The following is a 25,389-nucleotide window of genomic DNA, read 5'->3' as shown; positions in this document are numbered from 1 at the left end:
CGCGCGGCCGCCGCCGTCTAGGCTTGGCCGGGGAGGTCCTGATGAACCGCTTGAAAGACGCGACGAGCCCCTATCTGCTCCAGCACGCCGACAATCCCGTCGACTGGCACCCGTGGGGCGAGGAGGCGTTCGCGGAGGCCCGCCGCCGTGACGTGCCGCTGCTCATCAGCGTGGGCTACTCGGCGTGTCACTGGTGCCACGTCATGGCCCACGAGAGCTTCGAGGACGCCGCGACCGCGCGGCTGATGAACGAGCACTTCGTCAACATCAAGGTCGACCGCGAGGAACGGCCCGACGTGGACGCCGTCTACATGGGCGCCACGCAGGCCATGACGCACCAGGGCGGCTGGCCGATGACGGTGTTCGCCACGCCCGAGGGCCATCCGTTCTACTGCGGCACGTACTTCCCGCGCCCCCACTTCCAGCGCCTGCTCACCGAGGTGCACAACGTGTGGACGGGTGACAGGGAGTCGGTGCTGAAGCAGGGCGCGAAGGTGGTGGAGGCGCTCAACACGAACACCACGCTGCCGAGCGGGCCGCTGCCGGGCGAGGAGACGCTGCGGCAGGCCGTGCACAACCTGCGGGAGTCGTTCGACGCGGCGAGCGGCGGGTTCGGCGGGGCGCCCAAGTTCCCGCCGTCGATGGTGCTGGAGTTCCTGCTGCGCTCCGGCGAGCGCGAGATGAGCGGCGCGACGCTCGCGGCCATGGCGCGCGGCGGCATGTACGACCAGCTCGGTGGCGGCTTCGCGCGTTACAGCGTGGACGCGCGCTGGGTCGTGCCGCACTTCGAGAAGATGCTCTACGACAACGCCCTGCTGCTGCGCGTCTACACGCACTGGTGGAAGGCGGGCGGCGGCGACCTGGCCCGGCGGGTGGCGCTGGAGACGGCCGGCTGGCTGCTGCGCGAGATGCGCACACCGGAGGGCGGCTTCGCCTCGGCGCTCGACGCCGACAGCGAGGGCGTGGAGGGCAAGTTCTACGTCTGGACCCCCGGCGAGCTGTGCGAGGTGCTCGGCGACGATGACGGCCGGTGGGCCGCCGGGCTGTTCGAGGTGACGCCCGCCGGCACGTTCGAGCACGGCGCCTCCGTGCTGCAGCTCCTGCGCGACCCCGAGGACCCCGCGCGGTACGCGAACGTGCGGGAGCGGCTGCTGACCGCCAGGGAGCGCCGGGTGCGCCCCGGGCGCGACGACAAGGTCGTGGCCTCCTGGAACGGCCTGGCCATCGCCGCCCTGGCCGAGACCGGCGTCGTGTTCGAGCGCCCCGACCTGGTGGCGGCGGCCACCCAGGCGGCCGAGCTGCTGGCCGGCACGCACCTGGACGGCGGCAGGCTGCTGCGCACGTCCAGGGACGGCAGGGCGGGCACGAACGCCGGGGTGCTGGAGGACTACGCCGACCTGGCCGAGGGCCTGATCGCCCTGTACGGCGTGACGGGCGAGGCCCGCTGGCTGCGGCAGGCGGGATCGCTGCTCGACACCGTGCTCGACCGCTTCTCCGACGGGTCAGGCGGCTTCTACGACACCGCCGACGACGCCGAGCGGCTCTTCCAACGCCCGCAGGACCCCACCGACAACGCCACCCCCTCCGGCCAGTACGCGGCCGCCGGCGCGCTGCTCTCCTACGGCGCGCTGACCGGCTCCATGCGCCACCGCGACGCCGCCCACGCGGCGCTCGGCACCGTGTCGGTGCTGGCGGCGGGGCACGCCAGGTTCGCGGGCTGGGGGCTGGCCGTGGCGCGGGCGGCGCTGTCGGGGCCGGTGGAGGTCGCCGTCGTCGGGCCCGCCGGCGATCCGCGTACGGCGGCGCTGCACCGGGAGGCGCTGCTCGCTGACGCGCCCGGGCTCGTGGTCGCGCTCGGCCGGGGCGACACCGCCGACCGGGGCACCGGCGACCCGCTCGTGCCGCGCGAGAGCGCCTTCCCCGCCCTGCTGGAGGGGCGCGGCCTGGTCGGCGAGGCGCCCGCCGCCTACGTGTGCAGGGGGTTCACCTGCCGCATGCCCGTGACGACGGTCGAGGAGCTGCGCGCCGAACTCGGCTCGAACCCTCCTGGCGACGGGAGCTAGCGGCCCGGTTGCTCGTCGCGGCCGCCCCTGCCGCCGTCCACGCCGGTCTCCTGCACCGACGGCTGGTCGGGGACCTCGGTCTCCGGCGGCGCCGTCTGCTCCGGCTGCTCGTCCGGCCCGTCGTTCTCCGGGCTCTCCGTCTCCGGCGGGCCGTCGGAGAACGGCGGCGGGGTGAAGTCGGGCTCCGGCCGGTCCCAGCCGTCCTCGCTCGGCGGCGGGGAGTACTGCTCGTCGGGCACGTCGCCGTCGCGGTCGGGCTCCGACCAGCGGGACGACCAGCCGTACTCCGACGGCTCGGGGAACTCCTCGACCGGCTTGCCCGCCATCGCCTCGGTCATGAACGCCCGCCAGATCTGCGCGGGGAGCTGGCCGCCGAACTGCGTGCCGTACCCCGGGATGCTGACGGTGGCGTTGTCGTCGCGGAACATGTCCACCGCCACCGCGAGCTGCGGCGTGAAGCCGTTGAACCAGACCGACCTGGAGTCGTCGGTGGTGCCCGTCTTGCCGGCCACCGGGCGGTCGTAGAGGCGGGCGGCGGTGCCGGTGCCGTACTTGACGACCTGCTGCATCGCGTAGATCGTGTCGGCGGCGGCCTGCTCGCCGACCACCTTGGTCTCGACGGGCTCGACCACCTCCTTGCGGCCCGCCGCGTCGGTGACCGACCTGACGACGTGCGCCTCCACGTGCACGCCCTTGTTGGCGAAGGTGGAGAAGCCGGAGGCGTTCTGGACGGCGCTGACGGAGGAGACGCCGAGCGGGAATGAGGCGGCCTCCTTCTGCTTGTCGAGCTGGGCGGCGGGGATGCCGGCCAGTTCGGCGGTCTCGGCGACCTTGTCCAGGCCGACCTTCTGGCCGAGGTCCACGAAGGCGGTGTTGACGGAGTTCTGGGTGGCGCTGACCAGGTTGATCTGGCCGTAGGAGCGGTCGCCGTCGTTGGGGATCGCCTGGGACGCCGAGGCCACGTGCAGCGGCGAGTTGCCGTCGACCCTGGTGGACAGGTCGAAGCCGTTGTTCAGCGCCGCGGCCAGCGTGTAGGGCTTGAACGTGGAACCGGCCATCACCTTGGCCGAGAACGCGCTGTCGTAGTACTTCGACTGCGACGGCCTGCCGCCGTAGAAGGCGACGACCTCGCCCGTGGCGGGATCGACGGCCGCCAGCCCCGTACGCACCTTCTTTGGCGTGCTGTCCGGCAGTGTCTCCTCCACCGCCCGCTGGGCGGCCTGCATGAGCTTCTTGTCGAACGTCGTGACGATCTTGAGGCCGCCGCTGTTGATGTCCTCGTCGGTGTAGCCGCGCCGGTTCAGCTCGGCGGTGACCTGCTCCAGCATGTACTGGGCCTGGCCCTTGAGCTCGAACGGCTTCTTCGGCGCCTTCAGCTCGGGGAACCGCTGCGCGGCCGCCTGCTCGGCGGTCAGCGTGCCGGTCTGGCTCATGGCTCTGATCACCGACTGCCAGCGGTCCTGGGCCGCGACCAGGTCGGAGCCCTTGGGGTCGGCGAAGCGGCTCGGCTGCTGGATCACCGCCGCCAGGTACGCGCCCTCGGACACGGTCAGGTCCTCGACGTCCTTGGCGAAGTAGGCGCGGGCGGCCGACTGGACGCCGTTGGCGCCACGGCCGAAGTAGATCGTGTTGAGGTACTGCTCCAGCACCCAGTCCTTGGACTTGGACTGGTCGACCTTCATCGCGATGAGGATTTCCTTGAACTTCCGGGTGACGGAACGTTCCTGGCTCAGCCCGCTGTAGTAGTTGCGCACGAGCTGCTGGGTGATGGTGGAGCCGCCCTGGAGCTGCTGCCCGGTGAGGGTGGACCAGACGGCCCTGCCGGTGCCCTTGAGCGAGACGCCGGCGTCCTCGTAGAACGAGCGGTTCTCGGCGGCGATGACCGCGTCGCGCACGTGCTCGGGCACCCGGGCCAGCTCGACGTTCCTGCGGTCGACGCCCTGCCGCGCGAGCACGCTTCTGCCGTCGCGGTAATAGATCACCGAGCCCTGCGCGGTCGCCTGCTTCTGCGTCGTGTCCGGAATGGGAGTCAAAGCCCAGGCAATGGCGAAAAGCCCGGCCAGTACGACGATTCCCGTGCCTATTGATACCAGCAGAACCCGGAGAATCCGCCGCCTCTTCCGCATTCCTTTACCACCGCCACTCCGCACCCTCGACCCCCCTCGTCAAGCCTGGCCCAACCCCCGCAAGCTGGGCGAATGGTAAGGGTAAACGATCGACAATGGTGCCTAGTCCCTCAGCGATAGTACGTCTACCGGGCCTCCCGACGCGGAACATCGGCGACCAAAGGCAGCACTCGGTAGGGAACCGGAGTGTCCAGTGCGATGATCGAATTAGTCCGGAGTACGCCCTGTACGTCGACGATCCGATCGATAACCCGCTGTAAATCGGCGTTCGTTCTGGCGACCACGCGGCACAGCAGATCGCTGTCGCCGGTGATCGTGTGCACTTCCAGAACCTCCGGGATCCGGGCGAGCCGGTCGGCCACCGGGTCGTGCCCGGCCACCTGCCTGATCTCCATGCTGACGAACGCGGTGACGTCGTAGCCGAGCGCGGCGGGCGACACGTCCGGGCCGAAGCCGGTGATCACCCCTCTGTCCATGAGCCGGTCGAGCCGGGCCTGGACCGTGCCGCGGGCCACGCCGAGCCGCCGCGAGCACTCCAGCACGCCCAGCCGGGGCTCGGCGGTCAGCAGGGCGATCAGCCGGGAGTCGAGCTCGTCGATCGTCGTCATGCTGTACAGAAATACCCCACTGGGCGGCTGAGAACTAGGCAGATTGTGCACTCATTACAGTAACTGTTGCGCAACTCGTCCAGGAAAATCGAGAGTTAGGGGTATGAGTGATGTCTTTCCGGTCAACGGCATGGACGCCGTGGTGTTCGCCGTAGGGAACGCCAGGCAGGCGGCCCACTACTACTCGACCGCGTTCGGCATGCGGCTCGTCGCCTACAGGGGCCCGGAGAACGGCAGCCCCGACGTGGCCGCGTACGTGCTGACCTCGGGCAGCGCCACCTTCGAGCTGCGGGCCTCGATCCGGCCCGGCACGGACCTGGCCCGGCACGTGGCGGAGCACGGCGACGGGGTCATCGACCTGGCCATCGAGGTGCCCGACGTGGAGGCCGGCTACGCCTACGCCGTCGCCCACGGGGCGAAGGGCCTGGTGGAGCCGCACACGCTGGAGGACGAGCACGGCAAGGTGGTGCTCGCCGCCATCGCCACGTACGGCGAGACCCGGCACACATTGGTCGACAGGTCCAACTACGGCGGCCCCTACCTGCCCGGCTACGCCCCCGCCGAGCCTCTGGTCGCGCCGCCCGCGACGAAGAACGGGCGGCTGTTCCAGGCCGTCGACCACTGCGTCGGCAACGTCGAGCTGGGCAAGATGGACGAGTGGGTGGAGTTCTACCGCGAGGTGATGGGCTTCACGAACATGGCCGAGTTCATCGGCGACGACATCGCCACCGACTACTCCGCGCTCATGTCGAAGGTCGTGGCCGACGGCACCCGCAAGGTCAAGTTCCCGCTCAACGAGCCGGCCGTCAGCCGCAAGAAGTCGCAGATCGACGAGTACCTGGAGTTCTACGGCGGGCCCGGCGTGCAGCACATCGCGCTGGCCACCAACGACATCCTGACCACGGTCGACCACATGCGGGCCGCCGGGGTGAGCTTCCTGGACACGCCCGACTCCTACTACGACGACCCCGAGCTGCGCGCGCGCATCGGGCAGGTGCGGGCGCCGATCGAGGAGCTGAAGAAGCGGGGCATCCTCGTGGACCGCGACGAGGACGGCTACCTGCTGCAGATCTTCACCCAGCCCGTGCAGGACCGGCCCACGGTCTTCTTCGAGCTCATCGAGCGGCACGGCTCGCTCGGGTTCGGCAAGGGCAACTTCAAGGCGCTGTTCGAGGCGATCGAGCGGGAGCAGGAACGCAGGGGCAACCTTTAGTTTGTCCCGACTTAGTGGTGGTCATCCAGACTTCATGGGATTGCCACCACCGGGGTTGGCGGGGCGCTGGCGGCGGCTGTTCGCCGGCGTCCTCGACTGGCTCGTCATCAACATCGCCTCCGCGCCGTTCAACTGGACGAGCTGGGACTACGTCTGGAACGAGCACCGGGGCGACTGGGACCGCTATCCCATCGAGCACACCTTCGTGGCCGGTCTGGTGGCGTTCCTGTACTTCTGGCTGCTGCACGCCTTCTGGAACGGTCAGACGCTGGGCAAGAAGGTGTTCGGCCTCCGCGTCGTGTCCGAGTACGGCGGCAGGATAGGGGTGGGGCAGGCGGCGGTCAGGCAGGCCGTGTTCACCGTGCTCGGCTGGTGGTGCTGCGTCGGCATCCTGGTGGACCTCGGCTGGATCCTCTTCGACCCCCGCAAGCAGGCCGTGCACGACAAGGCGGCGAGGACGGTCGTCGTGAACGCCTGACTCAGCGTAATATTAAGGTCACGAAGCGAAGGGGGCCCGTACGTTCATGCGGTTCAACAGGCGCGGGGTGGCCATGCTGGCGACGCTCGTCAGCGTGCTGGCCTGCTCGCCCGCCGACGAGCCGACGCCGACCGCCGCGGGGCAGAGCGCCGTCGACCGGCGCGCCGGGGCGCCCGGCATCGGCGACCCCGACTTCCCCCGCGACGGCAACGGCGGCTACGACGTCTCCCACTACGACCTGGCCGTCGACTACACGCCCGCCACCAAGCGGCTCGACGGCGTCACCACGATCCGCGCCTCCGCCACCCAGGAGCTGTCCAGCTTCAACCTCGACCTGACCGGGCTCGACGTGCGCGAGGTCGCCGTCGACAATGCGCCCGCGACGTTCACCAGGCAGAGCGACGAGCTGACCGTGCGGCCCGCCCGGGCGATCGCCGACGGCGCGCCCTTCACCGTCAGGGTCGCCTACAGCGGGCTGCCCCGACCGGCCAGCGACAACGCCAACCTCGGCACCTACGGCTTCATCCCCACGCCCGACGGCGCGTTCGTGGCCTCCGAGCCCAACGGCTCCAAGACCTGGTTCCCCAACAACGACCATCCCGCCGACAAGGCCACCTTCGACTTCGCCATCACCGTGCCCGCCGGGGTGACCGCCCTGGCCAACGGCGAGCCGGCCGGGCAGCCCACCACCTCGGGCGGCAGGACCACCTACCGCTGGCGCGAGCGCCACCCGATGGCGACCTACCTGGCCACGGCCACGGTCGGCAAGTTCGACCTGCGCCGGGGCAGCACCGCCGCCGGCATCCCCAACCTGGCCGCCGCCGACCCCAAATTCAAGAGCTCGCTCGACTCGCTCTACACGCTCTCCGGGCAGATCACCGACCACTGGGCCACGGTGTTCGGCCCCTACCCGTTCTCCTCGACCGGCGGCGTCGTCGACGACTACTCCGCCGGCTACGCGCTGGAGAACCAGACCAAGCCGCTGTACGGCGGCTTCCAGCCCGACGAGACGATCATCGCGCACGAGCTGGCGCACCAGTGGTTCGGCAACAGCCTGACCATCAGGCGCTGGAAGGACCTCTGGCTCAACGAGGGCTTCGCCACGTACGCGGAGTGGCTGTGGGCCGAGCACAAGGGCAGGAAGACGGCGGAGGCCACGTTCAAGGAGCTCCTCAACCGGCCCGCCACCGACCCGATGTGGGCCTATCCTCCCGGCCGCGCCAAGCCCGACGACCTGTTCAACCAGTCGGTCTACACCCGCGGCGGCATGACCCTGCACGCGCTGCGCAGGGCCGTCGGCGACCCCACGTTCTTCACCCTGCTCAAGGCGTGGGCCGCCGAGCACCGCTACGGTCACGTGACGACCGAGCAGTTCGTCGCGCTCGCCGAGCGGCTGTCCGGCAAGGACCTCGACGCGCTCTTCGACGCCTGGCTCCACCAGCCGCGCAAACCCGCCTGACCAGCGCGGAAACGCTTCGCGTCGCCCGGACCAAGTACGAGGTGTAAGGGCGAACGACGAAGGGAGCGAGGCCGGTGCGCCTCAATCAAGACCCTGTGGCCTTTGAGGCCTTCTATCGCCGCCACGTCGATGCCGTGCTCAAGTTCGTGGTCCGGCGGGTGAGCGATCCTCACCTCGCCGCCGACCTGACAGCGGACATCTTCCTGGCGGTTCTGGACTCCGCGGACACGTACACGCCGGGGCGCGGCAGCGAGATCGCCTGGCTGTACGGCATCGCGCGCAACGTCGTGTCGGCCCAGTACCGCAGGGCCACCCGGGAGGCGCGGGCGACCGGCCGCCTCGCGGGGCGCCGGCTGATGGACGACGACGACCTCGCGCGGATGGAGGAGCGGATCGACGCCGAGCGCCAGATGCGCAGCGCTCTGGAGGCCATGGCGGGCCTGCCGGAGGGCGAGCGCGCGGTGCTGGAGCTCGTGGCGATCGACCAGCTCACCGTCACCGAGGCCGCCACGGCCCTGGGCATCAGGCAGGTCACCGCGCGGGTCCGGCTGCACAGGGCCAGGCGTGCCCTCGAACACTTCACCTCGCCCTCGGCTGTGTATTCGGAAGGACGGGCATGAGCGACTTCGAAGATCGTCTTCTCGGTGCACTCAAGGAAGAGATCACCACGAGGAAGGCGGAGGACCGGATGACGACAGTGGCACCGGCCGGTAGGCGCCGTTGGGTGGGGCTGTCCGCCGCGGTGGCGGGGGTCGCGGCGGCCGCCACCGCGGTGGTGGTGGCGACCGGCCTCGTCGGCGGCCCGGCGTACGCGGTGACCAAGGGCTCCGACGGCAAGGTGAACGTGGAGATCAGCACGTTCACCGACCCTGAGGGGCTGGAGGCCGCGCTGGCGGACGCGGGCGTTCAGGCGGTCGTCGACTACCTGCCGGCGGGGCAGACCTGCCGGCAGCCGCGGGGCGCGCACGGCGAGGCGTCCGGCAGGTTCGCGGCGCGGCTCGGCATGGGCCAGGGCGGCAGGACGGTCACCTTCGCGATCGACGAGGGTGAGGTGCCGGCGGGCCACACTCTGGTCCTGGTGGTCTCCAAGAGCAAGGACGGGGACGACAAGGCGCCGATGGCGATGGACATGAGCCTCGTCCAGGGGGCGGTCTCGGAGTGCGAGCCCGTCGCCATGCCGGCTCCGCCTGCTGATGGCACGACGGAGAAGAAGGACGTGGGGCCAGGGTTCGACACGAGCACGGAGGATGAGGGGCCGAGCCTGACCAGCAAGAACGGCTGACGCCTTCTGGCACGGGGCCCGGCGGCCCGCCCGAGCAGCCCTCGGGGCCGCCGGGCCCGCGCCACGTGCGAGCGACCGCCGGGCCCGCGCCGCGCGTCTGCGACCGCCGGTCCGGCACCACGCGTGTGCGACCGCCGGGCCCGCGTCACGCGTGTGCGACCGCCGGGCCCGCGTCACGCGTGTGCGACCGCCGGGCCCGCGCCGCGCGTGGTGATCAGGTGTCTTGCGCGGGCCAGTAGATGTCGCCCGCCAGGAGCAGCGCCGCGGCGCCGATGAGGCCGGCCTCCTGGCCGAGGGCGGCGGGCAGGACCTTGACGCGGCGGGCGAACCCCATCCTGGCGTGCTCCCGCAGCGTCTCCTCCAGCGGGCCGAACAGCGGCTCCCCCGCCTGGGACAGGCCGCCGCCGATCGTGATGACGTCGAGGTCGCACAGGTGCGTGGTGGAGGCGATGGCCACGCCCAGCGCCCGCCCGGCACGGCGCATCGCCCGCGCCGCGACCGGATCCCCCGCCCGCGCGTCGGCCGCCAGCTGCCGCGCCGTGACGGCCCGATCCTCCGAGTACGCCCCGCTCCCCACGGCATGTGACACGTCCGCAGCGGCCACCGCCACATCACGCACCACGGCACCAGGCGCCACGACGTCACAAGCACTCGCCCTCGGCGCCCTCGCATCACACGGCACAGCATCACGCACTGCATCACCTGCTACCGCCCCAGGCGCCACCGTGCCGGGCACGGCCCCGTCATGCAGCACCGCGCCGGGCACCCAGCCCTGTTCCAGGGCCCACGCGACCAGCGCCGGCCCACGGGCGACGGCCTCCAGGCAGCCGTGGCCGCCGCAGCCGCAGCGCGGGCCGCCCGACGGCTCGACCACCACGTGCCCGATGTGCCCCGCGTTCCCGGTGCGCCCGTGCAGGAGCCGCCCGTTGAGGATGAGCCCGCCGCCCACGCCCGTGGACACCACCATGCCGAGCATGTCGTCGCTCCCCTGCCCGGCCCCCAGCCAGTGCTCGGCCACGGCCAGGCAGACCGCGTCGTTGTGCAGGCGTACCGGCACGGAGGGGAACAGCGCGGCCAGCCGGGCACGCAGCGGGAAGCCGCGCCAGCCGGGGATGTTCAGCGGCGAGACCTCACCGTCGGGCCAGATCAGCGGCCCGCCGCAGCCCACTCCCACCCCCTCGGCGCAGGACGCGAGCGGCGCGACGAGGTCGGCGAGCGTCCGCCACAGGGTCCGCGCGTCCGCGCCCTGTGGCGTCGCGGCACGCCGGGCGGCGGCCACCGTGCCGTCGCGGGCCACCAGGCCGGCGGCCATCTTGGTGCCCCCGACGTCGACGGCCAGGATCACGGGCGGCGGCCGTACGAGATCAGGGCCGGGCCGCGGCCCCCGTACGGGACCGAGGCCGGCTTCCGGCGGCCGTACGGGACCGAGGCCGGCTCCCGGCGGCCGTCCGGGACCGAGGCCGGCTCCCGGCGGCCGTCCGGGATCACGACCCGCCCGGAACGCTCGAGAACACCAGGACGGACGCCGTGAACCCGTGCACGTGGTTGTGCCCCGCCACCGGCCCGACCTCCCCGGCCGCGAAGAAACCGGCCACGCCGATGGGCCCCAGCGTGTCGCGCAGCGCGACGGGATCGTGGTCGGCCGTGCCGAACATCGCCGACCCCCGCCCGTTGCAGGAGAACAGCAGCGCCCCGTCCACCTTGCCGAGCTCCTCGCGGTGGGCGTCGAGCAGGTCGTACAGGTCCTCGTCGGCGGTGGCCGCGTCACGCACCTGGAAGCGCACGGTCCTGCCGACCTCCACGATGTCGCCGATCGCCACGGCCTCGCGGTCCGGGTCGATGCCGATCACCCCCCGGATGAGGAAGTCTCCGCGTTCGTGGCGTTCGGCGTACTCGTCCATGGCCAGCCCGATCTGCAGCCCGGACGCGACCAGCTCGCGATCGTCCTCGTCCAGCTCGCTGACGATGTCCTCCAGCCGGGCCAGCGCCGGCTGGCCGGCCAGCTCCAGCAGCAGGTTGTCCTCGGACGCGGTGACCACCATGCTCGGCCCGATCGGCCGGCAGCCCTGGCTGACCACGGTGCTGACCTTGATCGGCCCGCTGAGCAGCACGCCGATGGCGCCCTCGGTGTAGATCTCGCCGTCGGCGAACAACCGTACGGATCCCCGTCCCTGCAGCCCGTTGGCCAGCCCGCCGATCAGCGGCAGGTCGCCCAGCACGTCGACCGAGCGCTCGACGAAGGCGTCGGTCGGGAAGCTGTACGGGTCGGCCAGCAGGATCGCCACATGATCGTCCCCGCCGCGCTCCGGCAGCCCGACCACCACGAACCGGTCCTCGGCCGCCAGCGTCTCCAGCGCGAACGTGGTCAGCCGCGCCCCCTCCAGGGTCGCCGCCCACGCGCTCACGGCAGGCGTCAGCTCCACCCCCTGCCCGTCGCCGATCACCCCTGTGGCGCTGCACCCGATCACGTGCGCCTCGGGCGCGAGCTTCATCGCGGCCTGACCGGCCCGCGCGACGTCGTCGGGATCGTCGCCGCAGATGAAGAAGCAGACCAAGTCGGCTTGGCCGCTGAGCCTCGACAGTGCCTGACCGACGGCGTGCTCCGCGGCCTCCACCAGGTCGGAACCCACGGCGAGGCCGTCGGCGAAGCGGCTTGTCATCAAGGCCACGGATCTCGCCTCCCTCGACATGTCCAAGTTCCCTAGGCCCGATTCTCCCCACTAAAGGGACAAGCACGCCCACGAACCGTCACGCAATAGTCAAGATCCGAAATCTCCGCCAGATGCGAAAGTCTCTGCCACATTCCCCGCAGGGGACGTAGTCTCGATCCCGTGCATCAGCCACGTATTCTCCGCGAGTTGCGAGAGAGCGGCCACGTTCATCGCACCGTCAAGGCCGAGATCCGGGAAAACCTGCTGGCCAGGCTGCGCGCGGGAGAGCCGCGCTTCCCCGGCATCGTGGGCTTCGACGACACCGTCCTGCCGCATCTGGAGCGGGCCCTGCTCGCCGGGCACGATCTGGTCCTCCTCGGTGAGCGCGGCCAGGGCAAGACCCGGCTCATCCGCACCGTGACCGGCCTGCTCGACGAGTGGACGCCGGTGGTCGAGGGCTGCGAGATCAACGACCACCCGTACGCGCCGGCCTGCACGCGCTGCCAGAAGCTGGCACGCGAGCTGGGCGACGAGCTGCCTGTCGAGTGGAAGCACCGGGACGAGCGCTACGGCGAGAAGCTCGCCACGCCCGACACCTCCGTGGGCGACCTGATCGGCGACGTCGACCCCATCAAGATCGCCGAGGGGCGCACGCTGGGCGACCCCGAGACGGTCCACTACGGCCTGGTGCCGCGCACCAACCGGGGCGTCTTCTCCGTCAACGAGCTGCCCGACCTGGCCGAGCGCATCCAGGTGTCGCTGCTCAACGTCCTGGAGGAGCGCGACATCCAGGTACGCGGCTACAACCTGCGGCTGCCTCTCGACATCCTGCTCATCGCCAGCGCCAACCCCGAGGACTACACCAATCGCGGCCGGATTATCACGCCGCTGAAGGACCGGTTCGGCGCCGAGATCCGCACCCACTACCCCCTGACCGTCGAGCACGAGCTCGCGCTCATCCGCCAGGAGTCCATGCCGGACATCGGGGCCGACGTCCCCGAGCACCTGGTCGAGGTGATCGCCCGCTTCACCCGGCTGGTCCGCGAGTCGACCGCCGTGGACGCCCGTTCCGGCGTCTCGGCCCGCTTCGCCATCGCCGCGGCCGAGACCGCGGCCGCCTCGGCCGTGCGCCGGTCGGCGATCGCCGGCGAGGAGCAGGCGGTCACGCGCGTGGTGGACCTGGCCGGCGTGGTGCACAGCCTGCGGGGCAAGGTGGAGTTCGAGGTCAGCGAGGAGGGCAGGGAGACCGAGATCCTGGCCCACCTGCTGCGCCGGGCGACGGCCGAGACGTTCAGGAGCCGGTTGGGCGGCATGGACCTGTCGGCGCTGACCGACAAGTTCGCCGAGGGCAACCAGGTGGAGTCCGGCGAGCTGGTGTCGGCCGGGGAGCTGCTGCACCGCATCGGCCCCGTGGCCGGGCTGGCCAAGGTCATGTCGCGGCTGGGCATGGGCGCGGGCGAGGAGTCGCCGGGGCACGCGGCGGCGGCCCTGGAGTTCACCCTGGAGGGGCTTTACCTCATGCGGCGGCTGTCCAAGGAAGACCTTGACGGAGTTTCCGTTTACCGCACGTGAACATGTCGGCGGTCTCCCGCGTCATAGTGGTAGCTGATCACTTCGCCGGGGGAGACCGTCCATGCGCCTGCTCGTCGCCTGTGCCACCGCCGCAGCCACCGTCACCCTGAGCCCGCCCGCCGAGGCCGCCACGGCCGTGTACGGCTTCGCCTGGGCCGACGGCAAGGGGCACCTGCGGATCGTGCCGAAGTCCGCCGCCCGCGACAGCCGGGTGACGTACACCCTCAAGTCCCTGCCCAAGGCCAAGGAGCTGCGGCTCGACCACACCAGGGCGGCGTACGGGCGGGTCACGGTCGCGTGCGACCTGAAGGAGACCGAGGGCCGGGTGGCCGTCGACGCGAAGGGACTGGGGCGGACGGCGTGCAAGCCCGGCCACCTGGCGGAGCAGCTCGGGCGCGGGCCGGTGTCCGTACGCGTCGAGTACACCGGCGGCAGGGCCACCAGGGTCAACGAGATCCTGGTCGGCGACTGGGGCACCCCGCGCACGGCGCGCGGCACGATCAAGCGCGTCAACGACACCACCGTCCTGTTCGCCACCGGCGGCAGGACGATCAAGCTGGGCTACACGTACTCGACGGCCTTCTACCGGACCACCGCGAAGTGCGGCGACGGCTGGCTGACCGGCAGGCCGGTCAACGCCGACCTGGACGGCCTGGGCAGGAAGCAGTGCACGTGGACGGACCTCACCAAGGCGCTCAGGGCCAACCGGTACCCGGTGCTGGTGAAGGTGGACTACACGCCGGGCGTGGACTCCCTGAACGAGGTGTGGGAGGTCTTCGGCGACGCCTGAAACGACCCGCCGGGAGATTTCTCGGGTTAGCGTGGGTTTGTGATGGCCTTTCGCTATGGCGAGTACCACGACGGCCCCGACCCCCTGGCCCCTCCGTACGACGTACGGGCGGCGCTCGACGAGATGGGCGACGCCATCCTGTCGGGCTCGACGCCGGTCCACGCCCTGCGCGACCTGCTCAAGCGCGGCCTGCCCGGCTCGCAGGACCGACGCGGGCTCGACGACATGCTCAGGGAGGTCCGCAGGCGCCGCCGTGACCTGCGCGACCGCGGGCGGCTCGACGGCACGCTGGAGCGGGCCAGGGCCCTGCTGGACAAGGCGATCGGGCAGGAGAGGGCCGAGCTGTTCCCCGACCCGTCGGACGACGCGCGGCTGCGGGAGGCCGGGCTCGACGCGCTGCCCGAGGACACGGCCAGCGCGATCCAGGAGCTGAGCACGTACGACTGGCGCTCGAACGCGGCCCGCCGGACCTTCGAGGAGCTGCGGGACCTGCTGCGCAGGGAGGTGCTGGACAGCCAGTTCAAGGGCCTGCGCGACGCGCTGGCCAACCCCGACCCGCAGGCGATGGAACGGGTCCGGCAGATGATGTCGGATCTGAACGACATGCTCGACAAGGACGCCCGGGGCGAGCACACCCAGTCCGACTTCGACGACTTCATGGCGAAATATGGGGACCTGTTCCCCGAGAAGCCCCGCAACCTGGACGAGCTCGTCGACATCCTGGCCCGCCGCGCCGCCGCCACGCAGCGCATGCTGGCCTCGATGACCCCGCGCCAGCGCGAGGAGCTGAGCAACCTCATCAACCAGACCCTCGACCAGGCGGGCCTGTCCGACCAGATGCGCCGCCTCGGCGAGGCCCTCTACTCCCGCCGCCCCGACCTGGCCTGGAACGCCCCCGAACGCCTCACCGGCGAGGAGCCCCTGGCCATGGGCGACGCCGTGACGGCGCTGGAGGAGCTGGCCGACCTCACCCAGCTCGAGACCGCCCTGCGCCAGGACTACCCGGGCGCGCGGCTCGACGACATCGACGAGTCCGCCGTACGCCGCGCGCTCGGCCGCTCCGCGGTGGACGACCTGGAGGCGCTCAAGCGCATCGAGCGCGAGCTGGAGGAGCAGGGCTACCTGCTGCGCCGCCGCGGCAAGCTGGAGCTCACCCCGAAGGCCGTGCGCCGCCTGGGCGAGACCGCGCTGCGCCGGGTCTTCTCCTCGCTCGACGCGGGCCGCCGCGGCGACCACGACCAGCACGACGCGGGCTCGGCCGGCGAGCTGACCGGTTCCTCGCGGCCGTGGCGGTTCGGGGACGAGCAGCCGATCGACGTCGTGCGCACGCTGGTGAACGGGGTGCGCAGCGGCGGCGTCACCCTCGGCTCCCCCCGAGGCGTCACCCTCGGCTCCCCCGGCGGCGGCGACGGGGCCTCCGCCCGCGTCGGGGTGCGGCTGTCGGTCGACGACTTCGAGGTGGCCGAGACCGAGCGCCGCAGCGCCGCGGCCGTCTGCCTGCTGGTGGACCTGTCGTACTCGATGGCCCTGCGCGGCACCTGGGCCGCGGCCAAGCAGACGGCGCTGGCCCTGCAGGCGCTGGTGGCCTCCAAGTTCCCGCAGGACGCCGTGCAGATCATCGGCTTCTCCAACTACGCCAGGGTGCTGCAGCCGGACGAGCTGGCGGGCCTCGACTGGGACATGGTCCAGGGCACGAACCTGCACCACGCCCTGCTCATCGCCGGCCGACACCTCGACCGTCACCCCGACTTCGAGCCGGTGGTGCTGGTGGTCACCGACGGCGAGCCGACGGCGCACCTCATGCGCAACGGCCAGTCGGCGTTCGAGTGGCCGCCGTCGCACGAGACGCTGGAGCTGACGCTGGCCGAGGTGGACAAGATGACCCGGCGGCGGGCGACGATCAACGTCTTCATGCTGGCGGCGGACGACCGGCTCAAGGAGTTCGTGGACGAGGTGGCCCGCAGGAACGGCGGCCGGGTCTTCTCGCCGAGCGCGGAACGGCTCGGCGAGTACGTCGTCAGCGACTTCCTGCGCCTGCGCCGGGCCCGGTGAGACCGGGCGCCCCGACGGCCGGCGCGCCCGACCACTCCGCGTCCGGCATCCGGATGATGGACACCCCGACGAACCCGAAGACCAGCAGCAGGACGACCGGGCCGCCGAACCCGAGGAGCTCGTTCCAGGAGCTCGCGCCGTAGATCCAGACGGCGATCCCGCCGAGCACGCCCACGGGGAACCACCAGCCGGCCCGGCCCGAGCGGGCGTAGGCCACCGCGACCAGCACCAGGCCCAGGAAGGAGCCGATCATCCCGGGCAGCTGCCAGGCGGCGATCATCGCCGGCTGGGCGGCCTCCTCCATGATCTTGTGCGCCTGCTCCGCCGGCAGTCGCTGGAACAGCACGATGTCGAAGAAGTCCGAGATCATCAGCGACGAGAAGTTGATCAGGCCGAGGACCGTGAGCGCGCCGGCGAGGTTCGCCAGCACCACGCCCTTGCGGCGGACCAGGTGGACCAGCCCGATCACGCCGGGCACGAACAGCACCCAGGCGTAGTGCAGGAGCGTGGCGCTGACGCCGACGGCCGCGGGGTTCCTGGCGTAGGCGAGGGGATCGTAGGGGCCCGGGTCCGTGGGGTCGGTGACCATGCCGAGCAGCAGGCAGAGCGGCGCCAGGACGAGGCAGGCGCCGGCCGCGAGGCGGCGGAAGGTGTTCGCGTCGGTGAGCATGCGCGGGACCGTACGGGGCCGGACCCCGGCCGGTCGTCAAAGCGGGCTTTGACCGGCCATCCCCCTCCAGGTGGATTTCGCCGGGGAGGCTACCCTCTGCTCATGCTCCGCTCCCGTCTCCCCGCGCCCGTCGACTGGCTGGTCGCGGCGGTCGTGGCCCTGTTCGCGCTCGCGGAGGAGCTCAGCGGGCGGACGATGGCCCCGGCGCGGGAGAGCCTGCCGTTCTGGGTGGCCGCCGGGATCCTGGCGGCCGTCGGGGTGCTGTTCCGTCGCCGCGCCCCGTTCGGCGTCCTGGTCGTGTACTCGGCCGCCAACGTCGCCGCGTTCGCGCTCAGCCGCGAGCTGCCCGCGGCCTGGCAGTTCTACACGCAGCTCGTGCTGCTCTTCACGCTGCTGTCGGAGGTGCCGGCGCGCAGCGTGAAAGCCGGCGTCGGCGTGGCGGCGACCGGGGCGTACGTGGCCGCCATGATGGCCACCTCCTCACCGGAGGCCGGTCCTGGCGACTACGCCGTGGCCCTGGTGATGACCGCGATCGCGGCCGGGGCCGCGCTGGCCGTGCGGCGGCACCGGGTGCTCGCCGTGCAGGCCGCCGAGCGCGGGGAGCTGCTGGCCCGCGAGGCCGTCGCCGAGGAGCGCGCCCGGCTCGCCCGCGAGCTGCACGACATCGTCGCGCACAGCGTCAGCGTGATGACCATGCAGAGCGGCGCCGTACGGCTGATGTTGCTCGACGACCAGCGGCGCGAGCGCGAGGCGCTCACCACGGTCGAGCAGGCCGGTCACGAGGCGCTGATCGAGCTGCGGCGCATGGTGGGCCTGCTGCGCGGGCCCGAGCTCGACCGGCTGACCCCGCAACCGGGCCTCGACCGGCTGGACGAGCTGTTCGAACAGGTCCGCTCGGCCGGCCTGGAGGTGAAGTACGAGGTCCACGGCGAGCCGGTGCCGCTGTCGGCGGGCCTCGACCTGTCGGCGTACCGCATCGTCCAGGAGTCGCTGACCAACACCCTCAAGCACGCCGGCCCGACGCGGGCGGCCGTCACCGTCACCTACCGCCCGCGCGAGCTGCGGCTGCAGATCGCGGACGAGGGCCCGGCCGAGGGGCACGCGCGCGGCCCGTCCGCGGGAGGCGGCCACGGCCTGATCGGCATGCGGGAACGCGCGGCGCTCTTCCAGGGCACCCTCACCGCGGAGCCGTGCCCGCCGCGCGGCTTCCGCGTCGAGGCGGTGCTGCACCTGTGATCAGCATCCTCATCGCCGACCACCAGGCCATGATCCGGGCCGGGCTGCGCCTGATGATCGAGACCCAGCCCGACCTCTCCGTGCTCTGCGAGGCCTCCGACGGGGAGCAGGCGGTCGAGCTCGCCGGACGCCACCACCCGGACGTCGCCCTCCTCGACATCGCCATGCCTCGCACGAACGGCCTGGAGGCCGCCCGCCGCATCCTGTCCGCACCCCGCCCGCCCCGCGTGATCATGCTGACGATGTACGACACGGACGAGAACCTCGACGTCTCCCTGCATGCCGGGGTCAGCGGCTTCCTCCTCAAGGGCGCGCCGCCGGAGCACCTGTTCGCCGCCATCCGCAGCGCCGCCCGCGGCGACATGCTCATCGACCCGGCCGTGACGGGACGTGTCGTCGACGCCTACCGCCGCGCCGCCCCGCCTCCGGAACCGTCACCGTCCGGGTTGACGGCTCGGGAGAAGCAGGTGCTGCGGCTGGTGGCGTACGGGCTGTCCAACTCGGAGATCGCCGCGGAGCTGTCCATCGCGGAGGCGACGGTGAGCACCCACCTCAACCGGCTGCTGGCCAAGCTCGCCCTCCGCGACCGGGCGCAGGCGGTCCGGTACGCGTACGAGTCGGGCCTGATCCGCCCTGGAGACCCGCCGACCGCCTGACCCCGGGAAACTGTCGGTCCCGGGTGGCAGACTCGCCCGGCATGGACGACACCGTGCTGCTCAGGGACGTGACCGAGGCCGACCTGGAGGTGCTGCTGGAGCAGGAGCACGATCCGGAGGCCGTGCGGCGCTCTCACTTCCGGCCCCGGGAGCGGGAGGCGTTCATGCACCACTGGAAGACCCGCATCCTCGGCGACCCGACGGTGTTCGTGCAGGCCGTCATGGTGGGAGGCGAGCTGGCGGGCAATCTGGTGGCCTGGTGGGAGGGGGATCGGCGCTTCATCGGCTACTGGTTCGGCCGGGCGTTCTGGGGGCGCGGCATCGGCACCCGCGCGATGGCGCTCTTCCTGGACAAGGAGCAGGCCCGGCCCCTGTACGCCGATCCGTTCCACGGCAACACCGCGTCGGTGCGGCTGCTGGAGAGGCACGGGTTCGAGCGGTCGGGGACGGTGCGGCACGGCGAGGACGAGCACGTCCTGCTGGTGCTGCACCCGCCGCGGGCCCGCCACGCGGACGAGACCGCCAGGAGCCGGCGGACCGCGCACGCCTACGTCGACAGCGCCGAGCGACGCGACTGGGAGGCGTTCGCCGCCCTGCTCGCCGAGGACGTGGTCTACGAGATGCCGCAGACCCGGGAGCGCATCCGCGGCAAGCAGCCCTTCCTCCGGTTCAACACCGACTACCCCGGCGACTGGCACCTGGCGGTCAGGAGGGTCGTCGCGGACGGCCGCCACGCCGCCGCCTGGCTCGACGCCCGCGTCGGCGACGAGCGGCAGGAGGCCTGCGTGTGGTTCGAATTCTCCGGCGAGGGCCTGATCAGCCGGGTCACCGACTTCTGGCCCGAGCCGTACGACCCGCCGGCCGGCCGCGAGCACCTCGTGGAGCGCTGGTAGGGCGGTCAGCGCGCCTCGGCCGCGTACCGCCAGAAGTCGCGCATCCACGCGACCGGCACCGGGCTGTCCATGCCCACCTGGGTGAGGAGGATGCTCACCGTCCCGGTGGACGGGATGACGTGCGCCGTCGTGCCCGTGCCACCGACCCACCCGTACCGGCCGGGCACGTGCCAGGGCTCGGTGGCCGTGATGTCCACCGAGCCGCCGAAGCCCCATCCCTGGCCTTCCAGGAAGAGCTCGCCGACCCCGCGCTGGGCGGCGGTGGTGTGATCGCTGGTCATCGATCGCACCGACTCCGCCGACAGGAGCCGCCGCCCGCCGTCCGTGACGCCTCCGGCGAGCAGCATGCGGCCGAAGGCGAGCCAGTCGTGGGCGGTGCCCACGAGCCCGGCACTGGCCAGGGGGAAGGCAGGCGGTGTGCTCCACTGCCCGTCCGGCCCGTCAGCCAGTTCGGGCCCGGTTCGGTAGTAGCTGGTGAAGCGGTCGCGCTTGGCCGCCGGCACCTCGAAGGCCGTGTCCACCATGCCCAGCGGCTCGAACACCCGCTCGGCCAGGAGATCGGGCAGCGCCCGGCCGGTGACCCGCGAGATCAGCACGCCCTGGAGCGTGGAGCAGGTGTCGTACAGGTACGCCTCCCCCGGCTGGTACAACATCGGCACCTGGGCGAGCTCCGCCACCCACACGTCCGCCGGTGGGAAGCCGCGCACCTCGCGCCCGTCCCGCTGCACCTCGAACAACCGCTGGACCGCCGGCAGCGAGAAGTCCGACGGGAAGCCGTAGCCGGCGGTGGAGGTGAGCAGGTCGTACACGGTGATCGGGCGCGCGGCGGGGACCACGTCGTCGATCCCGGCGGCCGGCGTGCGCACGACGACGGGCTCGGCGAGCTCCGGCAGCCACGTGCGGATCGGCTCGTCGAGGGCCAGCCGCCCGTCCTCCACGAGCATCATGACGGCCGCGGCGGCGATGGGTTTGCTGATCGAGGCGAACCGGAAGATCGAGTCGGCCGCCATCGGAGCGCCGCCGACGGCCATCGAGCCGGCGACCGCCACCTCGACCTGGTCACCCCGGGCCACCAGCCCCACCGCTCCCGGCAACGATCCGTCGTCGACATACCCCTGCAGAAGACCGCGCAGGTCCGCCATCGTCGTGCTCCCCTCATGAGTCGTCGGTGATCAGACCGCCGCCGCCACCGGAACTCATCGCCTCGGGCGAACCTGGGGCCGCTCAGTGCCGTTCCACTTCGAGCACCAGCTTGCCGGTGGTGCGGCCGGACTCGATGCGGCGGTGCGCCTGCGCGGCCTGCTCCAGCCGCAGCGACTCGACCCGCACCCGCAGCTCCCCGCTCGCGGCCCCGGCCACGACCCGCCGCAGCGCCTGCCCGGCGGTCTCGGGGAAGGCGGCGGAGAACGCGGCCAGGTTGAACCCGGAGACGGTCTTGTTGGTCAGCCACAGCTCGTTGGCCGGGATCCCGACGTCCCGCGCGCCGGAGGCGTTGCCCATCACGACCATCCGCCCCATCGGCGCGAGCAGGTCCAGGCTGCCGCGGCGGGCCGCGCCGCCCACCATGTCCACCACGACGTCGAACCGCCCCGCCTCCGCCGCCTCCTCCCGCAGCACGACCTCGTCGTACCCGAACGCCCTGGCGGCCTCGACCTTGGCCGGGCTGCCCACGGCGCCCACCACGCGGCCCGCCCCCAGCAGCCGGGCGGCCTGCCCGAGCTGGCTGCCCACGCCGCCGGCCGCCGCGTGCACCAGCACGCTCTCCCCCGGCTCGATGCGCGCCACCCGGTCGAGCACCAGGAACGCCGTCGTGCTGTTGGACGGCAGCGCCGCCGCGACCCCCAGCTCCAGCGCGTAACCGTCCAGCGGGGCCACCAGCTCGGCGGAGGTCACCACCACCTCGGCGTAGCCGCCGCTGTCCACGATCGTCAGCGCGGCGACCGGCTGCCCCACCCGCAGCCCCTCGACGCCGGGGCCGAGCGCCCGGACGCGTCCGGACACCTCGATCCCGGGCACGAACGGCAGCGGCACGTCCGCCAGCCCCTGCCGGTAGAGGATCTCGGCGAAGTTGGCGCCCGCGTACGCCACGTCGATGGCGACCTGCCCAGGGCCCGGCTCGGGGATCTCGACCTCGTCGAGCCTGAGAACGTCGGCGTCACCGAACCGGGGAATCGTGATGGCCTTCATGCCGTCCATCGTGCTGGGACGGCGCGGGGTCAGGCAGTGTCAGCTCATCCTGGGTGTACGGCCACCAGGCTCTCCACCTTCTCCTTCGTGTCGGTGTCGGGATCGGGCGTGTGCAGCACCACGTTCAGATCCGCCCGGTCCGGCAGCCGGAACAGCGAGTACGCGAAGACGAGATCCCCGGCCTCGGGATGCGTGATCGCCTTGACCCCCTGCGAGCGGGAGCTCACCTCGGACCGCGCCCACAACCCGGCGAACTCCGGACTGACCGCGCGCAACTTCTCGGCGATCTCCCCGAAGACCGGATCGTCCGGATACCGGGCCGCTCCGGCGCGGAAGTCGGCCACCATGTCCGGCGCGAACTCGTGCCACGCGGTGAACCGGCCCCGGTAGATGGGATGGGTGAAGAACGCCACCATGCAGTTGCGTACGTCGTCGTCGTAGCCGAACACCCGCCTGGAGGCGTCGTTCATGGCCACCAGGTCGTAGTGCCGGTCGAGCACGTGCGCCGGGTTGGGCATCCACCCCTCCAGCACGGCCCTGAGCTGGTCGTTCACCGGCGCGCCCGGCTGCCCGGCGGGGTCCGGCGGGTTCAGCCCGGCCAGCACGTACAGGTGGGTGCGCTCCGCCTCGTCCAGCAGCAGCGCGCGGGCCACCGCGTCGAGCACGGCGTCGGAGACCTTGATGTCGCGCCCCTGCTCCAGCCAGGTGTACCAGGACACCCCGACCCCGGCGAGCACCGCCACCTCCTCCCGCCTCAGCCCGGGAGTACGGCGGCGGCCTCCGGCGGGCATGCCGACGTCGGCGGGCGTGAGCGCTTCGCGCCTGGCGCGCAGGAACTCCTTGAGCTGGTCACGGCGGCGTTGACTCGCAGTCACGAAACACACCATAAGCGACAATCAGCCTCAAGCACCGCCTGCGCCGCGCCCCTTGTGACGACTGTCGCCATCGATCGAAGATGACATTCGGCCCGGCCACTCGGGCGAGGCCAGAGAGGATCGCGATGGACAGGACGTTCTTGGACGAGGCGGACCGGCTCCTCATCCGCTACGGCGGCGGCTTCACCCCGCGCCTCATCCAGCGCGCCTCCGGCGCCCACGTCTTCGACGACCAGGGCACCTCGATCCTCGACTTCACCTCCGGTCAGATGAGCGCCATCCTCGGCCACGCGCACCCCGACATCGTCGCCACCGTCTCGTCCGCGGCGGGCTCGCTGGCCCACCTCTACAGCGGCATGCTCAGTGCCCCGGTGCTGGAGCTCGCCCGCGGCCTCACCGCCACCCTGCCCGACGAGCTGAGCAAGATGCTGCTGCTCACCACGGGCGCCGAGGCGAACGAGGCCGCGATCAAGATGGCCAAGCTCGCCACCGGCCGCTGGGAGATCGTCTCCTTCGACCGCTCCTGGCACGGCATGACCCAGGGAGCCGCCTCCGCCACCTTCTCGGCCGGCCGCCGCGGCTACGGCCCGCCGACCCCGGGCAACCTCGCGCTGCCCGCCCCCAACGCCTACCGCTCGCCGTTCCGCTCCCCCGACGGGTCGCACGACTGGGAGAGCGAGCTCGCCTACGGCTTCGCCCTGGTCGACCAGCAGTCCGCCGGCAGCCTGGCCGCCTGCCTCGTCGAGCCCATCCTGTCGTCCGGCGGCATCATCGACCTCCCGCCCGGCTACCTGCGCCGCCTCAAGGAGCTGTGCGACGAGCGCGGCATGCTGCTCGTCCTCGACGAGGCCCAGACCGGCCTCGGCCGCACCGGCACGATGTACGCCTTCGAACGCGACGGCGTCACCCCGGACATCCTCACACTGTCGAAGACCCTCGGCGCCGGCCTGCCCGTGGCGGCCGTCGTCACCTCCGCCGGGATCGAGCAGACCTGCCACGAGCGCGGCTTCCTCTTCTACACCACGCACGTCTCCGACCCGCTGGCCGCCGCCGTCGCGCTGACGGTCCTCGACGTCATCCACCGCGACGGCCTCGTCGCCCGCGCCGCCCGCCTGGGCGACCAGCTCACCGCCCGCCTGCTGGCGTTGCGCGAGGGGTACGAGGTCGTGGGTGACGTGCGCGGGCGGGGGCTGCTGCAGGGGCTTGAGCTGGTGAGGGACAAGCAGAGCAAGGCGCCCGCGGATGCGCTGGGGCAGGCGGTCACCTCGGCCTGCCTGGAACGGGGGCTGCACATGAACATCGTGCAGTTGCCCGGGATGGGGGGCATCTTCCGGATCGCCCCGCCGCTGACGATCAGCGAGGACGAGCTGCACGCCGGCGTGGACATCCTGGAGGCGTCACTCAAGTCCGTGGTGGCTTGACCAGGGCGCTGCACGGGGCGCGCGAGACAGGTTCAGGCGAGGGCGTAGAAGTCGAGGGCGACGTCGAAGCCGTCACGGCAGTTGCGGTGGGAGCGATAGCAGGGCCGCCACGCCGAGCTGGCCCCCACACCGGCCCGCGCGTCCCGCAGAGCCGGGGGAACCCGTTCGGGCCGGGGCAGCAGGCCGTGCCCCAGGTAGCGGATGCCGGACAGCTCCGTGTGCCGGCCGCGGTCGCCGGAGACGAAGGCGCCCAGGCGCCAGCCGCTCTCCTCGTCCCACACCAGCGCCGTGTCGTCGGTGAGCCTCACCGTGGCGTCCCTGGGATCGCACGGGCCTTCCCACCAGTCCGCGACTTCAGCCCCGAGCAGGTCGACGACCTGCTGGACATAGCTGACCGGCTGCTGAAGCCACTCGTCGGTGTACGGCTCGACGTGCCTGACGGCCACGGTCGGCACCTCCTTGTGCCCAAACGGTAAGGAAAAAACGGCGGTACGCAACGATACCCGCGACGAACTTATTCCGTTGCACGTCCGTCTAGTCATTACGGACGATATTTACGTCCGACTCGGGGAAGGAGGGGTTCCCATGATTGCCACGGTTCTCCTCTTGGTGCTGATGGTCGTCGCGGTGGCGACCACGGAGCTGTGCATGCGCTGTTCTGCGGACGGCAAAGAGAGTGTCGAGTCCCCCGGCGAGATCGCCGGGGACTAGTCTCTCTGCCATGCCGTCCCTGCTTCTCTGGCTGCACATCGGCTTCGCGATCTTCACGATCGGGCCGGTGACCGCCGCGACGATGTCCGCGCCGCGCGCCATCCGCACCAAGAACGTGCCCGCGCTGCAGTTCATCCAGCGCATCACGAGGATCTACAGCCTCGGGAGCCTGGGTGTGTTCGTGTTCGGGCTGGTGCTCGGCATCGTGCTCGGCGACGGGCTGCTCGGGCGGTGGTACATGACGGCGTCGATGACGTTGTTCATCGTGGCCGCCGTCATGCTCGTGATCATCGACCGGGATCTGCGCACCGCCGTGCAGGCGCTCTCGAGCGAGAGCGCCGACGACGACGACGCCAAGGTGCAGAACGGGCGGATCGCCGCGATCAGCGGGCTGCTGTCCGTGATCTGGCTGGTGATCCTGTTCCTGATGGTCGTTCCGGAGTAGG

Annotated in this window: 24 protein-coding genes; 15 read left to right on the top strand and 9 right to left on the bottom strand. The window is 71.7% G+C overall.

What is annotated here, in order from left to right; translation table 11 throughout:
• The first annotated feature begins 41 nt into the window (after positions 1–41).
• On the top strand, positions 42–2,063 hold the full coding sequence (locus tag HD597_RS57260; protein ID WP_253757047.1) for a thioredoxin domain-containing protein: 2,022 nt from the start codon (positions 42–44) through the stop codon (positions 2,061–2,063).
• Here HD597_RS57260 and HD597_RS57255 read toward each other — a convergent pair.
• Positions 2,060–4,096: a transglycosylase domain-containing protein gene (locus tag HD597_RS57255; RefSeq protein WP_253757045.1), complete on the bottom strand. Its 2,037-nt coding sequence runs from the start codon at positions 4,094–4,096 to the stop codon at positions 2,060–2,062. The two genes, HD597_RS57260 and HD597_RS57255, sit on opposite strands and share 4 nt — an antisense overlap.
• 218 nt (positions 4,097–4,314) lie before the next feature.
• A complete protein-coding gene (locus HD597_RS57250; protein WP_253757042.1) occupies positions 4,315–4,797 on the bottom strand; it encodes an Lrp/AsnC family transcriptional regulator in 483 nt (160 codons plus the stop codon).
• 103 nt (positions 4,798–4,900) lie between these two features.
• Between HD597_RS57250 and hppD the strand changes: the two genes are divergently transcribed.
• From hppD to HD597_RS57225, 5 genes are all read left to right on the top strand, one after another.
• The gene (gene hppD / locus HD597_RS57245; protein ID WP_253757038.1) at positions 4,901–6,010 is read left to right on the top strand and encodes a 4-hydroxyphenylpyruvate dioxygenase; all 1,110 of its coding nucleotides are present in this window, start codon (positions 4,901–4,903) and stop codon (positions 6,008–6,010) included.
• 34 nt (positions 6,011–6,044) lie between these two features.
• Positions 6,045–6,488, top strand: coding sequence for an RDD family protein (locus HD597_RS57240; protein WP_253757036.1), 444 nt, complete (start codon positions 6,045–6,047; stop codon positions 6,486–6,488).
• Between the two features lie 46 nt (positions 6,489–6,534).
• Positions 6,535–7,947, top strand: coding sequence for a M1 family metallopeptidase (locus HD597_RS57235; protein WP_253757033.1), 1,413 nt, complete (start codon positions 6,535–6,537; stop codon positions 7,945–7,947).
• Between the two features lie 95 nt (positions 7,948–8,042).
• Positions 8,043–8,567 (top strand): RNA polymerase sigma factor, encoded by a 525-nt coding sequence (locus HD597_RS57230; protein ID WP_253757031.1) that lies wholly within the window; start codon positions 8,043–8,045, stop codon positions 8,565–8,567.
• A complete protein-coding gene (locus tag HD597_RS57225) occupies positions 8,564–9,229 on the top strand; it encodes a hypothetical protein (RefSeq protein ID WP_253757029.1) in 666 nt (221 codons plus the stop codon). The genes HD597_RS57230 and HD597_RS57225 overlap by 4 nt, the downstream gene beginning before the upstream one ends.
• Positions 9,230–9,443: 214 nt before the next feature.
• Here HD597_RS57225 and HD597_RS57220 read toward each other — a convergent pair whose 3' ends face one another.
• Both HD597_RS57220 and HD597_RS57215 read right to left on the bottom strand, forming a co-directional pair.
• Positions 9,444–10,574: an ROK family protein gene (locus HD597_RS57220; protein ID WP_253757027.1), complete on the bottom strand. Its 1,131-nt coding sequence runs from the start codon at positions 10,572–10,574 to the stop codon at positions 9,444–9,446.
• A gap of 139 nt (positions 10,575–10,713) precedes the next feature.
• Positions 10,714–11,889: an FIST signal transduction protein gene (locus tag HD597_RS57215; protein WP_253759911.1), complete on the bottom strand. Its 1,176-nt coding sequence runs from the start codon at positions 11,887–11,889 to the stop codon at positions 10,714–10,716.
• 171 nt (positions 11,890–12,060) lie between these two features.
• On the opposite strand from HD597_RS57215, the gene HD597_RS57210 reads away from it, so the two are divergent.
• The 3 genes from HD597_RS57210 (at position 12,061) to HD597_RS57200 (ending at position 16,294) form a co-directional block, all read left to right on the top strand.
• On the top strand, positions 12,061–13,452 hold the full coding sequence (locus HD597_RS57210) for a sigma 54-interacting transcriptional regulator (RefSeq protein WP_253757024.1): 1,392 nt from the start codon (positions 12,061–12,063) through the stop codon (positions 13,450–13,452).
• Between the two features lie 61 nt (positions 13,453–13,513).
• The gene (locus HD597_RS57205; RefSeq protein WP_253757022.1) at positions 13,514–14,242 is read left to right on the top strand and encodes a hypothetical protein; all 729 of its coding nucleotides are present in this window, start codon (positions 13,514–13,516) and stop codon (positions 14,240–14,242) included.
• A gap of 42 nt (positions 14,243–14,284) precedes the next feature.
• On the top strand, positions 14,285–16,294 hold the full coding sequence (locus HD597_RS57200; protein ID WP_253757020.1) for a vWA domain-containing protein: 2,010 nt from the start codon (positions 14,285–14,287) through the stop codon (positions 16,292–16,294).
• Here the strand turns inward: HD597_RS57200 and HD597_RS57195 are convergent.
• Positions 16,260–16,964, bottom strand: coding sequence for a hypothetical protein (locus tag HD597_RS57195; protein ID WP_253757018.1), 705 nt, complete (start codon positions 16,962–16,964; stop codon positions 16,260–16,262). The two genes, HD597_RS57200 and HD597_RS57195, sit on opposite strands and share 35 nt — an antisense overlap.
• A gap of 102 nt (positions 16,965–17,066) precedes the next feature.
• Between HD597_RS57195 and HD597_RS57190 the strand changes: the two genes are divergently transcribed.
• From HD597_RS57190 to HD597_RS57180, 3 genes are read left to right on the top strand one after another with little or no spacing between them, the layout of a single operon-like run.
• On the top strand, positions 17,067–18,200 hold the full coding sequence (locus tag HD597_RS57190; RefSeq protein WP_253757016.1) for a sensor histidine kinase: 1,134 nt from the start codon (positions 17,067–17,069) through the stop codon (positions 18,198–18,200).
• Complete coding sequence (locus HD597_RS57185; protein ID WP_253757013.1) at positions 18,197–18,856, top strand: response regulator; 660 nt, start codon at positions 18,197–18,199, stop codon at positions 18,854–18,856. The genes HD597_RS57190 and HD597_RS57185 overlap by 4 nt, the downstream gene beginning before the upstream one ends.
• A gap of 41 nt (positions 18,857–18,897) precedes the next feature.
• A complete protein-coding gene (locus HD597_RS57180) occupies positions 18,898–19,749 on the top strand; it encodes a GNAT family N-acetyltransferase (protein WP_253757010.1) in 852 nt (283 codons plus the stop codon).
• 5 nt (positions 19,750–19,754) lie between these two features.
• Here HD597_RS57180 and HD597_RS57175 read toward each other — a convergent pair whose 3' ends face one another.
• The 3 genes from HD597_RS57175 to HD597_RS57165 all read right to left on the bottom strand — a co-directional run bounded on the left by HD597_RS57175 (position 19,755) and on the right by HD597_RS57165 (position 22,811).
• Entirely contained in the window at positions 19,755–20,891 is a 1,137-nt protein-coding gene (locus HD597_RS57175) for a serine hydrolase domain-containing protein (RefSeq protein ID WP_253757008.1), read from the bottom strand.
• Positions 20,892–20,973: 82 nt separating this feature from the next.
• Complete coding sequence (locus tag HD597_RS57170) at positions 20,974–21,936, bottom strand: quinone oxidoreductase family protein (RefSeq protein WP_253757006.1); 963 nt, start codon at positions 21,934–21,936, stop codon at positions 20,974–20,976.
• A gap of 44 nt (positions 21,937–21,980) precedes the next feature.
• Complete coding sequence (locus HD597_RS57165) at positions 21,981–22,811, bottom strand: helix-turn-helix transcriptional regulator (RefSeq protein WP_308210910.1); 831 nt, start codon at positions 22,809–22,811, stop codon at positions 21,981–21,983.
• 125 nt (positions 22,812–22,936) lie between these two features.
• Between HD597_RS57165 and HD597_RS57160 the strand changes: the two genes are divergently transcribed.
• A complete protein-coding gene (locus HD597_RS57160; protein ID WP_253757001.1) occupies positions 22,937–24,232 on the top strand; it encodes an aspartate aminotransferase family protein in 1,296 nt (431 codons plus the stop codon).
• A 32-nt stretch (positions 24,233–24,264) separates the two neighbouring features.
• On the opposite strand, the gene HD597_RS57155 is transcribed toward HD597_RS57160, so the two are convergent.
• Positions 24,265–24,678: a DUF6292 family protein gene (locus HD597_RS57155; protein ID WP_253756998.1), complete on the bottom strand. Its 414-nt coding sequence runs from the start codon at positions 24,676–24,678 to the stop codon at positions 24,265–24,267.
• A gap of 139 nt (positions 24,679–24,817) precedes the next feature.
• Here HD597_RS57155 and HD597_RS65485 point away from each other — a divergent pair, with 139 nt between their 5' ends.
• Positions 24,818–24,943, top strand: coding sequence for a hypothetical protein (locus tag HD597_RS65485; RefSeq protein ID WP_276083283.1), 126 nt, complete (start codon positions 24,818–24,820; stop codon positions 24,941–24,943).
• Positions 24,944–24,953: 10 nt separating this feature from the next.
• Positions 24,954–25,388, top strand: a complete 435-nt coding sequence (locus HD597_RS57150; RefSeq protein ID WP_253756994.1) for a DUF2269 family protein — start codon at positions 24,954–24,956, stop codon at positions 25,386–25,388.
• Position 25,389 lies beyond the last annotated feature (1 nt).

This window comes from Nonomuraea thailandensis (assembly GCF_024172165.1).
GTDB lineage: Bacteria > Actinomycetota > Actinomycetes > Streptosporangiales > Streptosporangiaceae > Nonomuraea > Nonomuraea thailandensis.
This window is presented reverse-complemented; position numbering and strand designations above follow the sequence as displayed.